Annotated in this window: 18 protein-coding genes; 11 read left to right on the plus strand and 7 right to left on the minus strand. The window is 43.2% G+C overall.

Annotation, left to right across the window (positions count from 1 at the left end; translation table 11 throughout):
* The first annotated feature begins 518 nt into the window (after nt 1-518).
* Entirely contained in the window at nt 519-1,610 is a 1,092-nt protein-coding gene (ychF, locus tag F6K51_RS01040; protein ID WP_293017421.1) for a redox-regulated ATPase YchF, read from the plus strand.
* Nucleotides 1,611-1,637: 27 nt separating this feature from the next.
* Nucleotides 1,638-1,994: a phage holin family protein gene (locus F6K51_RS01045; RefSeq protein WP_293017422.1), complete on the plus strand. Its 357-nt coding sequence runs from the start codon at nt 1,638-1,640 to the stop codon at nt 1,992-1,994.
* A gap of 242 nt (nt 1,995-2,236) precedes the next feature.
* Here F6K51_RS01045 and F6K51_RS01050 read toward each other — a convergent pair whose 3' ends face one another.
* On the minus strand, nt 2,237-2,428 hold the full coding sequence (locus F6K51_RS01050; RefSeq protein WP_293017423.1) for a hypothetical protein: 192 nt from the start codon (nt 2,426-2,428) through the stop codon (nt 2,237-2,239).
* 46 nt (nt 2,429-2,474) lie between these two features.
* Here F6K51_RS01050 and F6K51_RS01055 point away from each other — a divergent pair, with 46 nt between their 5' ends.
* The 6 genes from F6K51_RS01055 to F6K51_RS01080 all read left to right on the plus strand — a co-directional run bounded on the left by F6K51_RS01055 (nt 2,475) and on the right by F6K51_RS01080 (nt 6,484).
* A complete protein-coding gene (locus F6K51_RS01055) occupies nt 2,475-3,845 on the plus strand; it encodes a transposase (RefSeq protein WP_293017424.1) in 1,371 nt (456 codons plus the stop codon).
* 145 nt (nt 3,846-3,990) lie between these two features.
* Nucleotides 3,991-4,788, plus strand: a complete 798-nt coding sequence (gene cobM, locus F6K51_RS01060; RefSeq protein WP_293017425.1) for a precorrin-4 C(11)-methyltransferase — start codon at nt 3,991-3,993, stop codon at nt 4,786-4,788.
* A gap of 35 nt (nt 4,789-4,823) precedes the next feature.
* Nucleotides 4,824-5,240 (plus strand): zf-TFIIB domain-containing protein, encoded by a 417-nt coding sequence (locus F6K51_RS01065; protein WP_293017426.1) that lies wholly within the window; start codon nt 4,824-4,826, stop codon nt 5,238-5,240.
* 105 nt (nt 5,241-5,345) lie between these two features.
* Nucleotides 5,346-5,831 carry a flavin reductase family protein gene (locus tag F6K51_RS01070; RefSeq protein WP_293017427.1) on the plus strand — a complete coding sequence of 162 codons (486 nt, stop codon included), beginning with the start codon at nt 5,346-5,348 and terminating at the stop codon, nt 5,829-5,831.
* Entirely contained in the window at nt 5,813-5,938 is a 126-nt protein-coding gene (locus tag F6K51_RS01075; RefSeq protein WP_293017428.1) for a hypothetical protein, read from the plus strand. The genes F6K51_RS01070 and F6K51_RS01075 overlap by 19 nt, the downstream gene beginning before the upstream one ends.
* A 192-nt stretch (nt 5,939-6,130) precedes the next feature.
* On the plus strand, nt 6,131-6,484 hold the full coding sequence (locus F6K51_RS01080) for a phenylpyruvate tautomerase MIF-related protein (RefSeq protein WP_293017429.1): 354 nt from the start codon (nt 6,131-6,133) through the stop codon (nt 6,482-6,484).
* Here the strand turns inward: F6K51_RS01080 and F6K51_RS01085 are convergent.
* Both F6K51_RS01085 and F6K51_RS01090 read right to left on the minus strand, forming a co-directional pair.
* Complete coding sequence (locus tag F6K51_RS01085; protein ID WP_293017430.1) at nt 6,470-6,622, minus strand: hypothetical protein; 153 nt, start codon at nt 6,620-6,622, stop codon at nt 6,470-6,472. The genes F6K51_RS01080 and F6K51_RS01085 overlap by 15 nt on opposite strands.
* A 12-nt stretch (nt 6,623-6,634) precedes the next feature.
* Nucleotides 6,635-7,051, minus strand: a complete 417-nt coding sequence (locus tag F6K51_RS01090) for a helix-turn-helix domain-containing protein (protein WP_293017431.1) — start codon at nt 7,049-7,051, stop codon at nt 6,635-6,637.
* A gap of 182 nt (nt 7,052-7,233) precedes the next feature.
* Between F6K51_RS01090 and F6K51_RS01095 the strand changes: the two genes are divergently transcribed.
* Nucleotides 7,234-7,497 carry a hypothetical protein gene (locus F6K51_RS01095; RefSeq protein ID WP_293017432.1) on the plus strand — a complete coding sequence of 88 codons (264 nt, stop codon included), beginning with the start codon at nt 7,234-7,236 and terminating at the stop codon, nt 7,495-7,497.
* Between the two features lie 231 nt (nt 7,498-7,728).
* On the opposite strand, the gene F6K51_RS01100 is transcribed toward F6K51_RS01095, so the two are convergent.
* Nucleotides 7,729-7,986 carry a hypothetical protein gene (locus tag F6K51_RS01100; protein ID WP_293017434.1) on the minus strand — a complete coding sequence of 86 codons (258 nt, stop codon included), beginning with the start codon at nt 7,984-7,986 and terminating at the stop codon, nt 7,729-7,731.
* 811 nt (nt 7,987-8,797) lie between these two features.
* On the opposite strand from F6K51_RS01100, the gene F6K51_RS01105 reads away from it, so the two are divergent.
* Entirely contained in the window at nt 8,798-12,250 is a 3,453-nt protein-coding gene (locus F6K51_RS01105) for a HEAT repeat domain-containing protein (protein WP_293017435.1), read from the plus strand.
* Nucleotides 12,251-12,372: 122 nt separating this feature from the next.
* Here the strand turns inward: F6K51_RS01105 and F6K51_RS01110 are convergent, their stop codons facing one another.
* Complete coding sequence (locus tag F6K51_RS01110; RefSeq protein WP_293017436.1) at nt 12,373-13,080, minus strand: hypothetical protein; 708 nt, start codon at nt 13,078-13,080, stop codon at nt 12,373-12,375.
* A gap of 408 nt (nt 13,081-13,488) precedes the next feature.
* Here F6K51_RS01110 and F6K51_RS01115 point away from each other — a divergent pair, with 408 nt between their 5' ends.
* Entirely contained in the window at nt 13,489-14,157 is a 669-nt protein-coding gene (locus tag F6K51_RS01115) for an NUDIX hydrolase (protein ID WP_293017437.1), read from the plus strand.
* A gap of 139 nt (nt 14,158-14,296) precedes the next feature.
* Here the strand turns inward: F6K51_RS01115 and F6K51_RS01120 are convergent, their stop codons facing one another.
* Nucleotides 14,297-14,767: a DUF6174 domain-containing protein gene (locus F6K51_RS01120; protein WP_293017438.1), complete on the minus strand. Its 471-nt coding sequence runs from the start codon at nt 14,765-14,767 to the stop codon at nt 14,297-14,299.
* 172 nt (nt 14,768-14,939) lie between these two features.
* Entirely contained in the window at nt 14,940-16,037 is a 1,098-nt protein-coding gene (locus F6K51_RS01125; RefSeq protein WP_293017439.1) for an ATP-binding protein, read from the minus strand.
* Between the last annotated feature and the right edge of the window lie 345 nt (nt 16,038-16,382).

Raw genomic sequence — 16,382 nt, forward strand, 5'->3', positions numbered from 1 at the left:
GCATCCTATTTTTGCAGATAATACTTTCAATAATAGTTGTAATTCCTAGTCAAAAAAATTATAATTATTAAGGTAGGGTAGGCAAATTGCTATTAGCTATAATACTCATTTGAACCAAACTGTCTGTTTTTACCCACCTTACAAGCTGAGTAACGTGTTTACCAAAAGGAGTAATCCAGAAAGAAATAATCTAAATTTTACTGGTTACGCACAGTAATATTACCGGCGACAATAAAGGCAAATCCTAACTGACCCAATACTCGAAAAGCTGCTATTATATGTTGTTTACGACTATCACTTTACTCTTCAAAAGACGTAAATTGTCTAGTTTACCAATAGCGCTAAGGAGTATAGTAGTAACCGGTTTATTGGAAACCAGAATCAACCATTTATCAACTATCATTATAAACTAAAAATCAATAAGATAAGCGATAATTGATACAATAGTAGAACAGCTGGCCGATCGGTTCAATTTTCTATTGTCCATTGTCCATTTTAAAGCACTATATTAGACTACTATGCTAAGAGCCGGAATTGTTGGACTGCCCAATGTAGGCAAATCAACCTTATTTAACGCCCTAGTTGCCAATGCCAAGGCAGATGCTGCTAATTTCCCCTTTTGTACCATTGAGCCGAATGTGGGTGTAGTTGCTGTCCCAGATCAGCGGTTGCAGGTTCTGGCAAAAATTTCTGAATCTCAGAAAATCGTGCCAACTCGGATTGAGTTTGTGGATATTGCTGGTTTAGTCAAGGGAGCCAGTAAAGGGGAAGGCTTGGGTAACCAGTTTCTAGCCAATATCCGAGAAGTCGATGCGATTGTCCATGTGGTGCGCTGCTTTGATGATGATGACATCATCCATGTTTCCGGCTCCGTTGACCCAGCTCGGGATATTGAAGTAATTAATCTAGAATTAGCCTTAGCGGATTTAGGGCAAGTGGAACGCCGGATTGAGCGTACCCGGAAGCAAGCTCGTAGTAACAAAGATGCCAAGATGGAACTTGATGTCTTGGAAACCTTGAGCGCTGGGTTGAATGAAGGCAAATTAGTGCGCCAGATTAGTTTAACAGAAGAAGAAGCTGAGTCAGTCAAGCAATTGGGATTACTGACCAGTAAGCCAGTGATCTATGCCGCTAATGTATCTGAAGATGACTTAGCTACTGGTAATGACTGGGTCGAGCAAGTGCGGCAAATTGCTGCTACCGAAGATGCTCAAGTGGTAGTGGTTTCTGCTCAAGTAGAGTCAGAACTAATTGAGTTACCTGAGGAAGAGCGAGAGGATTTTCTTCAGTCCCTTGGTGTGGAAGAAGGGGGATTAAAATCTTTGATTGGTGCTACCTACGAATTGTTGGGCTTACGTACTTTTCTCACCACTGGTCCCCAGGAAACCCGAGCCTGGACTATTACTGCTGGTATGAAAGCGCCCCAAGCGGCTGGGGTAATTCACACGGATTTTGAGCGAGGCTTTATTCGAGCAGAAACCGTTGCTTATGGGGATTTGGTAGCTTCTGGGGCGATGACGGCTGCTAAGGAAAAAGGGTTAGTTCGCTCAGAAGGTAAAGATTATGTTGTGCAAGAGGGAGATGTGATGCTTTTCCGCTTTAATGTTTAAGTAGTGGTGCTCTAAGGGGTTATACCCATGGATATTGTTAGTCTTTTAATTGCATGTTTGGTTACTGCAATCAGTTTGTTGATCATTTCCAAACTGCCAACTGGTGTCGAGATTGATAGTTTTGAGAAAGCATTGGTTTCAGCAGTGGTGTTCGGCATTCTCAATGCCCTATTGAAACCAATCCTGGATGTTTTAGCTCTTCCTATTACTATCTTGACTCTTGGGGTTTTTGCTGTTGTGGTCAACGCCATTATTTTTGGCTTAGCCGCTGCTTGGGTAACGGGATTCCGACTGCGCTGGGGATTTTGGAGCGCTTTGATTGGCTCAATTGCCCTTGGTTTCGTTAATTCCTTGATCTATAAGCTGCTCGGAACCTTGACTTGATTGTTGGTACCTAACAGGTAAACACAACAGGGGCAAAGGATAACAAACTCTAGCTCCTTGGCCTGTTGGCACTACACGGATATACAAACACCGAAGATACACCGATAACAAATGACCATCTGATCCGTGCATCTAGGTTAAATCCGTGTAGTTTTCGTTTGTCTTGAACAGAAACACGACGCATTCCCCCACCTGGCCTTTGGCCACGCTACGCGAACGCCCAGGTGGGGGTTAAGGAGTAATCAGTCAATCTGACTTCTAGCCCATCGTTCCATTAGTTCTCCCACGCTGACACCATTCCTCTTGGCAGAAGCTCGTAGTTTTTCCCATGCTGTGTCCGTTAGCATAACAGTGTGTTTTTTCTTAAGTTCGTCGTAATGAATCGGGATTCCTCTCATCCTTTTCTGGGATTTCTTTTGATTTGTAATTGACATATTTAGTTTATACGGCTATACTAGAGTTATACTAGCAAAGGAACAGATGAAAGCACCAACCAAAGTTATCCGCACGGACAAGTGGACTCTCAACCCGACTACTGAGCAGCGTGTACTGCTTGCTGAGACGGTTGAGGTCTATCGCCGTGCTTGTCGGTATTTGGTTGGTATCATCTATACTCACTGGGGAGATCTTGGAGGATTAACGGCAGATCAATTAACCCCTGCCGTTGAAAGATTGATGCACAAGACGGCTAAGCGTCCCAACATCAGATATCCCCAGTTCAATAAAACTTTCTATAAATTTCCTAGTTACTTACGTCGGGCTGCGATGCTCCGTAGGAGCCGCTTCGCGAACGCATTTTCTGCTGGCCAGGTTAGTAGCTTCGTTACTCGTTATCGGGATTGGCAATCAGGAAGAAGAAAGAGGAAGAGTGCTAAACCTCCAAGACTAAATGCAAACACCGGTTGCTATCCCTCCCTCTACAAGGGGCAATGTTATAAACTGCACGGTTTCAATGCAATAGAGATTAAGGTCTTTAATGGTTCTGATTGGGTTTGGGCTGACGTTCAAATCACTGGGTTAAGAGAGCGTCATTTAGTAGCATCCAATAAAATGATGTCTCCCTCACTGGTAATGAATGCCAAGGGTTATTATTTGTCCGTTCCATTTACCTGTAAGCCAGAAAAGAGAAAACCAGAGGCAAATGTTACAGCAGTTGATTTAGGAATAAACACAACAGCCACGATAGCAGTCGTAACTCACAGCGGCACTGTAATCCATCGTGAATTCGTTCACCCCGGAAGAGACATAGACCGTCGGGACAAACGACTTAAGTCCATATCTATGCGGGCATCCAAGACCATGGGTAAAGGCGGAAAACTTCACAAAGGATTCTGTTCTAAAACCTATGAAAAATGCCGAAGAATCAACAATCAAATCGGCCAGATTGTTTCTAAGCGAATTGTAGAGATTGCTAAAGAATTTAATTCCGAAGCGATCGTCTTTGAGAATCTTAAAGGATGGAAGCCAAAAGGTGGAAAGAAGAGGTCTAACCTTCGGCAAAGATTTCACGGATGGCTAAAAGCAAAAATTCGCAATTTCACTGAAATGAAGTGGACTGAATTAGGCGGAAAGGTAATAGAGGTTGTAGCGGCTTACACCTCAAAACTTGCCTGCGATGGTTCCGGGACGGTCAAGCGTGATTCAAAGAATTACTCTCTAGCAACCTTCCCCTCAGCTAAGCGTTTTAACGCAGATCTAAACGGCGCTTACAACATCGGTGCTAGAGGCGTACTTAAACTCGTTCGTAGAAATAGCAACGAGGGTCGTTTCAGCAAAAGTTCTGGACGACCGCCTAGAAGCTGGGCTTGCCTGTGTGACTTGTGGACTAGTGGTAGTTCTAAGTTAGCATAGGACACCACCACCTCGGCTTGCCAGGTGGTGGAAGCTTCATATATCCACGCCCGAGCCCTGCACTCCCTACTCCCTACTCCCTACTCCCTACTCCCCACTCCCTACTCCCTACCACTTTATACCTTACCCAATTGAGAACTACTATATGAATTCAATCGCACCAGCAGTCTACATCATCGGTGCTGGACCAGGCGCTCCAGACTTATTAACTGTCAAAGCCTTGAAAATCCTCCAAAAGGCAGATGTTATTATAGTGGCAGATTCTCTAGTGCCCAAACAGATGTTAGAGAGTGTTCGTGCTGATGCCGAAATTATTCGCTCTGGCAACAAAACCCTAGAAGAGATTGTGCCACTGATGATTGAACGGGTGCGATCGCATAAATCTGTGGTCAGGCTACACTCAGGAGATTTGACTCTGTATAGTGCTATCCACGAGCAAATGCAAGCTCTAAAGGAAGCATCTATTCCCTTTGAAGTTATCCCAGGCATCAGCGCCTTTCAAGCAGCAGCGGCACAACTTGGTGTTGAGCTAACTATACCAGGATTAGTACAAACGATTATCCTTACTCGGATCAGTGGTCGTGCTTCTGCTGTGCCCGACTCAGAAGAATTAGCATCCCTAGCTGCCCATCAAGCTAGTCTGTGTCTCTATCTCAGTGCTCGTCACGTAGAAGCGGCTCAAGCCAAACTCCTAAAACACTATTCCGCCGATACACCGGTAGCGGTTTGCTTCCGCATTGGCTGGCCAGATGAAAAAATCTGGCTAGTTGACCTGGACAAAATGGCAGCAACTACTCATGAGCACAATTTAATTCGGACAACCCTTTACTTAATCAGTCCGGCACTAAAGACGGCTTTAAACCGTGATGGCCTTAAAACCCGTTCCCGTCTCTATCATCCTGAACACTCTCACCTCTTTCGTCCTCACCCCTCTATTGTATAAAATATATAATATAACATTAATTTTTGTATGGAAGTGTGAAGCAACTTAATTGCCCAAAGTGTACAGGAACATTAGAGCCAGTTACCTGCCATGACATTGAAGTAGACCGCTGTGTCAACTGCAAAGGCATTTGGTTTGATTCCCTGGAGGCCGAAATACTCAAAAAGATTAAAGGTTCTGAGAGTCTGGATATTGGAGACCCGGAAATTGGCTCTGAGCTGAATAAGATCAATGATGATATTTACTGTCCCCGCTGCGGAGCTAAAATGGTCCGCATGCTTGATATTGATGAGTACAGCATCTGGTACGAAAAATGTTTCCAATGCCACGGGGTTTGGCTAGATGCTGGAGAATTCAGGCAGTATAAGCATAATTTTCAGCCCAGAGGTGTCCTACATCGAGTTAAGCGCATGTTTAGACCCCAAAAGGACATCCCAAATCCTGTCTTTTAAACGCCAAAATTTTGTAAACTAATTGCCATTGACCGTTCGCGCAGCGTCGGGCTTTGCCCGAAAAGTCACGCTACGCCAACGCTAAGAACTTAGGGAGAAACACTCGTGCTAGACGAACAAGCGAAAAAGACGATGCTGCGCAAAATTCCCCATGGTCTATATATCTGTGGGGTCAGGGATGGTGAAGAAATAATCAATGGCTTCACGGTCAGCTGGGTAATGCAGTCTTCCTTCAAACCGCCACTAATAGTTAACTGTGTTAAACAAGATACTGGCTCCCACGGCATCATTAAGAAAACAGAGGTATTTGCCCTAAGCTTCCTCGATAGTGGGCAAAAAGATATGGCAGCCAAATTTTTTAAACCCCAAAGTCGCGTTGGTAATAAGTTTGCTGATGTAGAATTTTACTTTGGAGAAGTAACTGGTTGTCCGATTATTTCTGACTCCCTCGGTTATGTAGAATGCCAGGTCAGAGGAACTGTGGAAGAAGGCGATCACACGGTCTTTGTTGCTGAAGTCGTTGGTTCCGGCATTCATCGGGAAGGAGATCAGTTGTTACTAGAAAGCACTGGTTGGCAGTATGGCGGTTAGAGCGATCAGCAATCAGCAATCAGCAATCAGCAATCAGCTTAAGCGCTACGCGCACGCTACGCGAACAGCTATCAGTTATCAGTTATCAGCTATCAGCTATCAGCTAATGGGCTACATCACAGGCTAGAAGCCTGTGCCACGCCCTGTAACGCAGCACCTTTGGACCCGCTATCAGTTATCAGCTTTGGGTCAGTTGCCAACAGCTGACCCAAAGCTGATAACTGACCACTGACCACTGACTGCTGACAGCTTAAAACTTATCTTCAAAACCTCAACAACCAGAGTGTGAGATCAAAACTATGCCGCTAATTAAAGTCCAAACGTCCATTGATGCTCCAGAATCAGCAGCGGTTGAAGGGTTGCTGAAAAGCCTTTCCGGAAAACTAGCCGAGCATGTGGGAAAACCAGAAGCTTATGTGATGACAGCGTTTGAGTCTGGTGTGGCTATGACGTTTGCTGGTAGCTTTGACCCAGTTTGCTATGTGGAAATTAAAAATATTGGCACCATGAAGCCCACTCAAACTAAGGCCATGAGTCAGGATTTTTGCAAGACGATTAATGAGACCTTGGGTGTAGCACTTAACCGAATTTATATTGAGTTTGCTGATGCCCAGAGACATATGTGGGGTTGGAATGGGTCAACTTTTGGTTAGGGAGTAGGGAGCAGGGAGCAGGGAGCAGGGAGCAGGTGGTGTGGTTTCCACCATGAGCGATTGGATCAAGACAATACAATAGTTCTCAAAAATACCAAGATTTCCGCCAACTACTTTATCCCTTTCGCGTCTCTGCACACTGTTGGCCGCTCAGCTAACCTTAAAGTCGGAAATCGTCTCAATCCATACCCGTGCTCCACAGTGTAGGGGGCTATCTGGGCGATACATCACCCGACAAGGGCCATTGACTTCTACGGTATGACCGTAAGTATTTTTAGAACCTCGTTTGACCGTAATCACCGGATTCCGTTCGCCGGTGTTGTGATTTTGGCGAATCACTTTCTGGTTCACGTGGATCACAGCTTTAGTGTAATTTGTACGCTTTGACCAATTCCGCTTTGGTCCACGAGTGCCAGGGGTAACCACAGGCATGCCATCAAATAAGGGAATTACCCAAGTTCTACCGACCTTATAAGCACCTTTAACTCTGCCCTTGCTCAACAGGAAACGGACGCGAGTAGCAGAGATACCTAGTAATTCAGCGGCTTGTGCGGTAGAAATCATCATGGCGAAAAACCGTTGTGTTTACGATATTGTTATATTAACACGATTTTTAAAAAGATGCAAGGGGTGATCTGGGTTATGTGAGTGTTTTAAAAAACTATTGCATTAGCGCTAGGTGTGATTTGGGTTATATAGGTGTTAGAAAAACTATTGCATTAACGCTAGGTGTGATTTGGGTTATATAGGTGTTAGAAAAACTATTGCATTATCACAAGTCCTTGGGTGGTGCGTTACGGGGCGGCTTCAGGGGCGAAGAAGTTCAACATCAAACCAAGCCCGCTCCTAACACACCCTACGCAAGGATCACAAGTTTTTGGGTGGTGCGTTACGGGGCGGCTTCAGGGGCGAAGAAGTTGAACATCAAACCAAGCCCGCCCCTAACACACCCTACGCAATATCTCCCCCCCCGATTCCCGATTCCCGATTCCCGATTCCCGATTCCCTGCTAACTGATAGCTGACCGCTGACAGCTGATAGCTGACAAAAAAATTCGGTCAAGTTCTGGATAATTCCAATCCTTGACCGAATTATTTTTTGTAATAGTCAAGAGCCCTAGAGTTCTTGACTATGTGTTCACCAAATCAACAACATACTAACTTAGGTTTGATACTTTAGACGTCGTACTTTCTCCTGAGTTTTGAGCTGTCGCTAGGGATTGGAATCCCTAGCAAGTTGCTATCTTAATCTACCAACAGATATCGACTCAATATACTGATAACCTCACCAGAATTTCCGGTAGGTTGAGGAGCGCTCCACTCATGAACTTGGGCGTAGCCACGGCTATAAAGATTATAGATTGTGACCCGCACGGTTTTGGGAGAACCGATCAATATATGTTTGATTTGCTCCCGTCCTGGCTGCCCTTGGCCAGATAATTCAGGGAAATTAGGATTGTTGGGATTATACTCAAAGTTTGGGAGAAAGTTTTCGATGTCCATAATGTTTTTTGTGTTGATTATTGGAACATTTTTATGTTAATAAATAATTATTTAATTTGTCAAGTATTTTTCAGATTTTTTTTGGAATGTTTTTTTGATTTGGGGGGTATGAGTGAAATATTTTAGATGATTTTTTTTGTTTTTTTAGCTTAAGTTAGGAGTAGCGATCGCGTTTTTTTTAGGGTAGATTTCCTAGCGATCGCGTAGCGTAACATGCAGGTCAATCCCATAGCGTAAGCATTCAGCTATCAGCTTAAGCGCTATGCGCACGCTACGCGAACAGCTTTTGAATTAAAGAGACAAGCATTGCTTTAATCTCAGTTCCTTGGCGTTTCGGCTAAGAGGATATCTGAAAAGTTTTTTTATACTGAATTTTGCCCCCCTAGCCCCCCAAGCGAGCAATCCCTCGCTTGGGGGGGACAAGAGTCAATTTGCTTCTAAAAGTCCCCCAAAATTGGGGGATTTAGGGGGCTTGGATGTAGCAAATGAGACTTCTCAGACAACCTCTAAGGAATTCATTGTATTTGGCTTTGAGTCCGTTGAACTCCTAAGCCTAATATCTTGTTTTAAGCCAAGGGCTGACAGCTGACAGCTGACGGCTGAATGCTTACCCCATAGCAGCTCAGAGCCTCGCCTTTTTATCAGGATTAAAAATTAAAGGAAGTATTTTACCCCAGTAGCTCCTACCTACTATGGCTTGCTCTAGCATTTATCAAAAAAATGTAACAAACTATTAAAGCTTTTGGACAATTATCGATTCCCTGGAGCCAAGAGTATAATTAAACTAATTGAATAAAATAATTAGATATCGATGTTTGAAGTATTCTCACTTTCGGCTATTTTGGAAATACCGAAAATAGCGTCATCTTTGTTAGCTGTGACCAGAGTAGGAAAGGGTATAGCGCAATTTCTGACTAAAACTGATATCGAAAAAGCTATCAAAGCTGGAGCCAAAGCCGTTGATCAATCGGACAAAAAACTCGATAGTCAACAGCGTTTATTTGTTCACGCTCCTCTGGATGCATTGAATAAAGTTAAAAATTTTAATTTTTTGCGCGACTATTTTACTAATTCGGCGGTTGTGGCGGAATTAACCAAACCCTTACTTAATCAAGGGAAGCCAAACCGGGATATTTTAATCAAAGCATTTCAAAAGCAAGCTAAAGACAATAACATTAAACTAAATCAAGAAGCCAGTCTACAGGATTGGGTTGAAACCTTTGTTAATGCTTATTTTCAGCATACTGCTACTTATCTAAAGTTTCAGGTAGCTAAACAGGATTATTGTCAACAGTTAGCCAATTGGTTTGATGATGTTACATTTGCTGGCATTGCTGTGGCTGGGCAAGAGGTAGATAAATCAGAGAAATTAGCCCATATTTTTGTAATGCCAGATGTAGTAGAGGAGGTGGCAACTGCTAGGGATTTGGAATTGGAGCGGTTAGCAGAGGAAAGTGGTGAAAAACCAGAAATGGCGCTTTTGGAAAAGACAACTCCTAGGAAATTTTTGGCTGATCAGTTATTGACTCAAAATCAGTCGAAACAAGATCAGTCAAAACCAGTGGTAATATTGGGTGCGCCAGGCTCCGGCAAAACAACCTTGATGAGTTATTTTGCCGTAATTTTAGATCAGAGTAATCCTAAGGTTTTGGGATTAGATGGTGATAGGGGCTGGCTACCGATTTTAATTAGGATAAGAGACTGGCAGAGATATCTAGATAAACACCTAGATAAAAGCCTGATCGACTATGCCCGGATGTTTGCTCAAAAAACCATGGAATGCAAACCCTTACCAGAAGGATTTTTTGAGCATTGGTTGTCTGATGGTAGAGCCTTGATATTGCTAGATGGTTTGGATGAAGTAGCAGAAGACGCTAAACGCGATGATGTGGTCAGGCGCATCAATAATTTTTTAGGACAGTTTAACAGAAATCGCGCTATTATTACATCTAGACCGGCTGGTTATCGACGGGACTTTTTCCGCACTGAGGACTTTCCTCACTATCAAATCCAACCCTTTGATGACCAGAAGATTTCGGCATTTATTGATAACTGGTATGGTAGTAGGTTTACAGACAAAGAAGAAGCGGAAAGGCGCAAGGAGACGTTACGAAAGGCTCTGGATGATAATGACCGGATTAAGTTGTTGGCACGGAATCCGTTATTGTTGACAATTATTGCCTTGATTCATCGGTATCAAGCGGTATTGCCCAAAAAACGCCATAAGCTTTATGACAAGGCGGTGGAGACCTTGTTAATCAATTGGGATGAGCCTAAAGACTTAAGTAGTGATAAGCGGTTGAAGTATTTGGATGTCGAGGATGATTTACGCCGGTTGATGGAATCCCTGGCTTATTGGATTCATACCCAGGGAAATGCTGAAGATAACGACAGTGGCACGTTGATAGACCGGGATGATTTGATTGATCAGTTGAAGCAGCAAATTAAGACCATGAAGGAGGTGAAGCTTCATCAGGCTGAGCAAGAGGCGAAAAGATTTGTAGAATTGATTCGCGATCGCACCGGTTTGTTGAATGAGCAGGGGCAAGATTGTTATGCTTTTGTCCATAAGACTTTTCAGGAATATTTGTGTGCGGAAGATATTGACTATCAGGCAGATAATGAGGGGGATTTCGATATTGTATTGGATCCGATTCGGGAGCATTTGCATGACTCCCACTGGCGCGAGGTGTTACTATTGCTGATAGCACAACAACAACCGAAAAAAGCGGCGAGGGCAATTCGGGCGGTTTTGAATAATAAGAGTGGCTATGAGCAGTGGTTGCATCGGGATTTGTTGTTTGCTGGTAATTGTTTGGCGGAAAACCCCAAGAATTTGCGGGGTGCTGATCGTGGGTTAGTCAAAGAGATTTTAGAGCGCTTGGTTAATTTGGAGGTAAGTAAAGATAAGCGCGTTGTGAATAAGATTAGCGAGCAGGTTTATCAAATAATTTGCAGTTTGTCTGAAACGGATTTTCAAGCACAGGTATTAGAATTGTTGAAGAAGCAATCTGATTTAATTAGTGACTGGCGATTGCTGGACTATCGAGCTGAATTAGGGGAAAAAGATCAGGTAATTGAAATATGGCTAAAACGACTGAAAGATAATGACTCTAATGTGCATTGGAGCGCAGCCTATGCCTTGGGTGAATTGGGCAACAGCTCAGAAACCTTAGTCAACGGCCTACTAGCACTGCTTGAGCATAATGACTCTGATGTACGTTGGAGGGCAGCCAATGCCTTGGGTAAATTGGGCAACAGCTCAGACACCGTAGTCGACGGCCTACTAGAACTACTAAAGGATAATGACTCTGGTGTGCGTAGTACGGCAGCCAATGCCTTGGGTAAATTGGGCAACAGCTCAGACACCGTAGTCGACGGCCTACTAGAACTACTAAAGGATAATGACTGTTATGTGCGTATAACGGCAGCCAAAGCCTTGCTTGAATTGGGCAACAGCTCAGAAAGCGTAGTCAACGGCCTACTAGCACTGCTTCACGATAATAACTTTGATGTGCGTATAAAGGTAAGCGAGGTCTTGGGTGAATTGGGCAAGGGCTCAGAAACCTTAGTAAACGGCCTACTAGCATTGCTTCAGGATAATGACGATTTTGTGCGTATGACCTCAGCTAAAGCCTTGGGTGAATTGGGCAACAGCTCACAAACCGTAGTCAACAGCCTACAAGGACTGCTTGAGGATAATGGCTATTATGTGGATATAACGGCATCCGAAGCCTTGGTTAAATTGGGCAACAGCTCACAAACCCTAGTAAACGGCCTACTAGCATTTCTTGAGGATAATGACTCTTTTGTGCGTATGACGGCAGCCGATGCCTTGGGTGAATTGGGCAACAGCTCACAAACCGTAGTCAACGGCCTACTAGCACGGCTTGAGGATAATGACTCTGATGTGCGTTGGAGGTCAGCCAATGCCTTGGCTGAATTGGCTAACAGCTCGGAAACCGTAGTCAACGTCCTACCAGCACTGCTTGAAGATAATCAATATGATGTGCGTATAACAGCAGCCAATGCCTTGGTTACATTGGGCAACAGCTCAGAAACCCTAGTCAACGCTCTACTAGAACTACTAAATGATAATGGCTATTCTGTGGGCAGTAGTGCAGCCGATGCCTTGGTTGAATTGGGCAAAACATCCAATCATGTTCTCCCCACTGTGATTGAATGGATTGAACAACACCAGGATTCTGACTATGTGGGCAATGGTATTGATGTGCTGTGGGATTTGGTTGTAGGTAGGGAATAGGGAGTAGGGAGGGTTTTGCGTACGCTTCCATTGTAGACTACACACAAGATTGGCTTTTGCGTACGCTCCCATTGCAGACTAGAGACAGAATTAGGTTTTGCGATCGCATTCCAAATCCCATCTCATCGAGAAATAGAGCGAGTATTACAATAGTTCCGGTAGCCTCTAATATAATCGTTAACCATATCAATCGCTTCAGGGCGCATGTTGCGTTGACGGGGAAAGTCCTTTAATACCGAAAAAACATTCTGGTAAACCGCACACCAATTCCCAATCCCTGCCCGTAATGACTGTTGTGCCCGAACCAGGCTACGGATGAAAGCAATAGAGAAATCCTCAGGATCTTTCACAACTGCTGCATCCAATAATAATAAAGCATTAGCTCGCTGAACTTGCCCCAAACTACTGCTTGATCTAGAGCGATTGGCTGCTGCAACAGCACTCTCCAAAGTCGGGTCATCCATAGCTAGTAAATAGCCTAGCGCTAGGGCTTCGGCTGCAGTTAACATCTCAAGGGTAATCGCTGATGGCTGCTGACTACGGCTGCGAGCAATATACTCAAGATACTGATTAGCCCTCTGGCTTGGCTCAACAGAAAACCCAAGTTGGTTGATAATCGCTGCTCGCACATCATGGGTAATATTAGGATTGCTTAGGTTTTGGAAAACCTTATCATTAAGTCCATAAACCGAGGCATATGTAATCATATCAACATCTTTATATGCCTTAGCAAAAGGAGTACTAGTTAAGGGGCTATCCGCCAACGCTACTGGAGCAGCAGTAACTATACAACCTACTACAATAGGTGTTAGTAATTGTTTAATTTTCATTATAGCACTTTTGAATTGGATCAGGTATTTTTGTTTTGGGTTTTAGGGAGTAGGGAGTAGGGAGTAGTGCGATCGCATTCCGCAGGCAAAGGATTGATGCCACAGATTTGAGTTAATAAACCTTATAGTCAATTATATATATTTAATTTAGAATCGAACTCAGGGTGTGGAGGCTAAAGATATGCTGTAACCACTATCAGGTATATATTTCAGCAGTTTTGGTTCTATCAAACTCAGATTAAGGATAAATATGTTTGAATCTATCCTATAATTTTTACTAAGCACCTAAACAAAATTAATTTTCTACTACCAATCTCTGTAACCCTTACATTGTAAGGCTTTTAGTTTTGAAAAATGTGTAATTAATTTTGTGCACCTGCTTATCAAAACCTAAAATCGGAAAAAGTAATGAAAAAGCTTGCTACACTCACCTGTGTAATACTTCTGGTATGCTTCACTTTTATTGCTTCTGCCTCCCCAGCTCATGCTGCTCAGACTTACGCAGTTGTTTACGAGCAATCGGGGAACTTTTACATTGGCACGAAGAATCAAAAAGGCTACTTTTTTCACAACAACTCATCAAGCGGAGGGAACGTAATACCAAAGGGCCAACAATTAAACGGTTCTGGCAAAAAAGCGCTTCCTGGTGGAAAGCTGGAACCAGCGGGAAGCGATCCGGCGATTGGTGCCGCTAACGAATTCTACGAGGAAACCGGTGTTGAGCTTAGAAATTTCAGTGGCAAATTAGAGCCCAGGGAGTTTCACCAGGGTCAAGGCAACGCCGAATACTACGGTGTGTACTATCTATTATCAAGTCAGGATTTCTCAAGGATCAAAGATGATGCGGAGAAAAACCTCAAGACGGGTGTTAAGGTCGCTGAAGAAATCCGTAAGGGGAACATTAAGAATTACAACGAAATTCACAAAAAATACCCGGGATGTCCACAGGACAATGAGCTGGCGTCCGGGGAGAGCTGGAATCTTAACAATGACTGGTCTAAAATCCAAGCACTCAAAGGCGACCGAGACACCGACTGGTTCTATTACATTTTGGACAACCTGAGGAAAAATTTGTAGCAGACCACGGTGCCATCCACGTAGTGAACCTTCCAATCAAGATTTCCTCCTTGATCAGGGATTGCTTGCAGTAGCTCGTAGGGTGGGCAAAAACCGTTTAATTATTTTGATTATTATAAATAATATTACTTTGCCCACCCTACTTTAATTCTTCCAAATTATCAATAGTCAAAGTTCTTTCATCATCCGCTATCTGTTCCCTGAAGTCCATATCGATTTTAGTTGGATAACCTAAGGTAGCGTCGTAGGTAACATCAAGCTTATAATAATCCTGATCAATAGCCTTTTGGACAACATCGAATAGCTTCGAGACGGAATCATAGGTATTAAAAAATTTACGATTCACTGGTTTGCCGCTATCAGCAGCAACAATGGAAGTGGTTTCACCATTACGGATTTCTACAACAACTGGCTGAGTGACTTCACCAATACAATAGCAAGATACCTGTAATGTATACCGGTAGTTATCTAGCTGTTGAGTTTCCCAACGTTCCTGGTTTTGTTCCAATTGCTGCTCAGGGGAAGGATCACTAGCACAAGCGGAAAGTGGCAGCATCATCACCAGTAATCCTAACCAACAATAGCGATAGAGTCTGGAGTGTAGCGTCATAGTATTCCAGTCACCAAGTAGAGCGACCAATCATAAGTCGGGATGGTTGACGAATCTGCTAGTGATTTTGTTGCCATTATTCGGTAGGGAGGCGGAGGCAAAAACTTACTTACTCTCGTTACCTGACCCTTGATGCTATAGTCAGATCAATTTTTAGTAGTCTTGTAGGTATCTAACTATCCAGCCCAATGACAAAGGGAACCGCTCCATATCGACCTTTTAGGTAGCCTTTTTGTAGAGATTCATCCTCACGAACTTGAAAATCTAGTAACGAATAGAGCTTAGTGCTATTGTTGCTACCTTTTTCTGTGAACCATATCTGGTCTTGATTTACTATGTCTCGATCTAGGAAAGTTGTATCGTGGGTAGTAACGATCAATTGAGCATTATTTTGATTAGCTGCTTGATTATTGAATTCCTTGATTAAATAGGTTGATATTTCTGAATGTAAGCTGCGGTCTAGTTGATCAATAATTAAAATTTCTCCATTATCCAAAGCATTTATCCAATATCCTCCAATTTCACATAGTTGTTGGATACCATTTGATAATCCGAAATCATTTCCCTTGATTAATTTAAAAAAATTGTCACTATAATTAGTAGATATATCAAATTTTAAATCCGTAAATTTATAAGAGTATTGAAACCTTGATGGAATTAAATTCAACTTAGAGCTAAACCATAGAAATAGTTTTCCTAACTGAGGAGGGTTATTTTGGGCAGCATGAGATAAAAATAAAGAATTTGGGCGAACAAAACCCTTAATACGTTCCTTCTCGCCTTTCAGCCCTCGCCCAAAATACCAATCATACTCCTGTTCTTCTGAACAATAGTTACGCTCAAACCAAGTTTGAGCACGTCCTTTGGGATACGCGATTAGCCACTCTTCGTAAACTCGCTCTTGGTCTAAGGAAAATCCGTATTGGTAGCGAATATTATCCTCAATGAAAATAATTTCAAAACAGCTCGGCTTGTTCTGGTAGTCAGCATTTAACCGAAATGGTTCGATATTCCATCTACTGCCAAGCTGCATGCCAGTGGCTGACTGAAGCACAATCTGACGCATAGTCTGCATTGCACGCACCAGATTGCTCTTCCCCGAAGCATTAGGACCGTAGACCACAGCGCTGGTGAGTAGGCGCAGAGACTTGACATTAGGCATCGGGAAACTATTGCTATCCTGCCCAGTTTTTTTCTTAGATGCCACCATACTAAAGGTCTGGCGCTCTTTAAATGAGCGATAATTTTCTACGCTGAACTCAACTAGCATCACTAGGCTCTCCCATGGTTACTTAGGGATTATCCATTAATTTTGGTCAATGGTAAACCATGGTAAAGGAATGATTTAGTTGATTCTAGGAAGCTAGTTAGTAGAATGCGATTGACCGTAGGTCACGCTACGCGATGAAGCTTCGCTTCCGCTAAAAGCGATCGCATCTGTTACTAGTAATACCAATTAAACCAAATATTGCTATACCTTAATCCCCTATATCACTGCCTTACATTACCAGTTTATCACCTTATGACCTGATTCCCGTATCCTCTGTAGCAAAAATAAATAAAACTATCATTATTGCTAGGCAAATATATCCATTAGCTTGTAGGGTGGGCAAAA

Origin of the sequence: Moorena sp. SIO3I8, from assembly GCF_010692325.1 — a bacterium.
In the GTDB taxonomy this organism is placed as follows: Bacteria; Cyanobacteriota; Cyanobacteriia; order Cyanobacteriales; family Coleofasciculaceae; genus Moorena.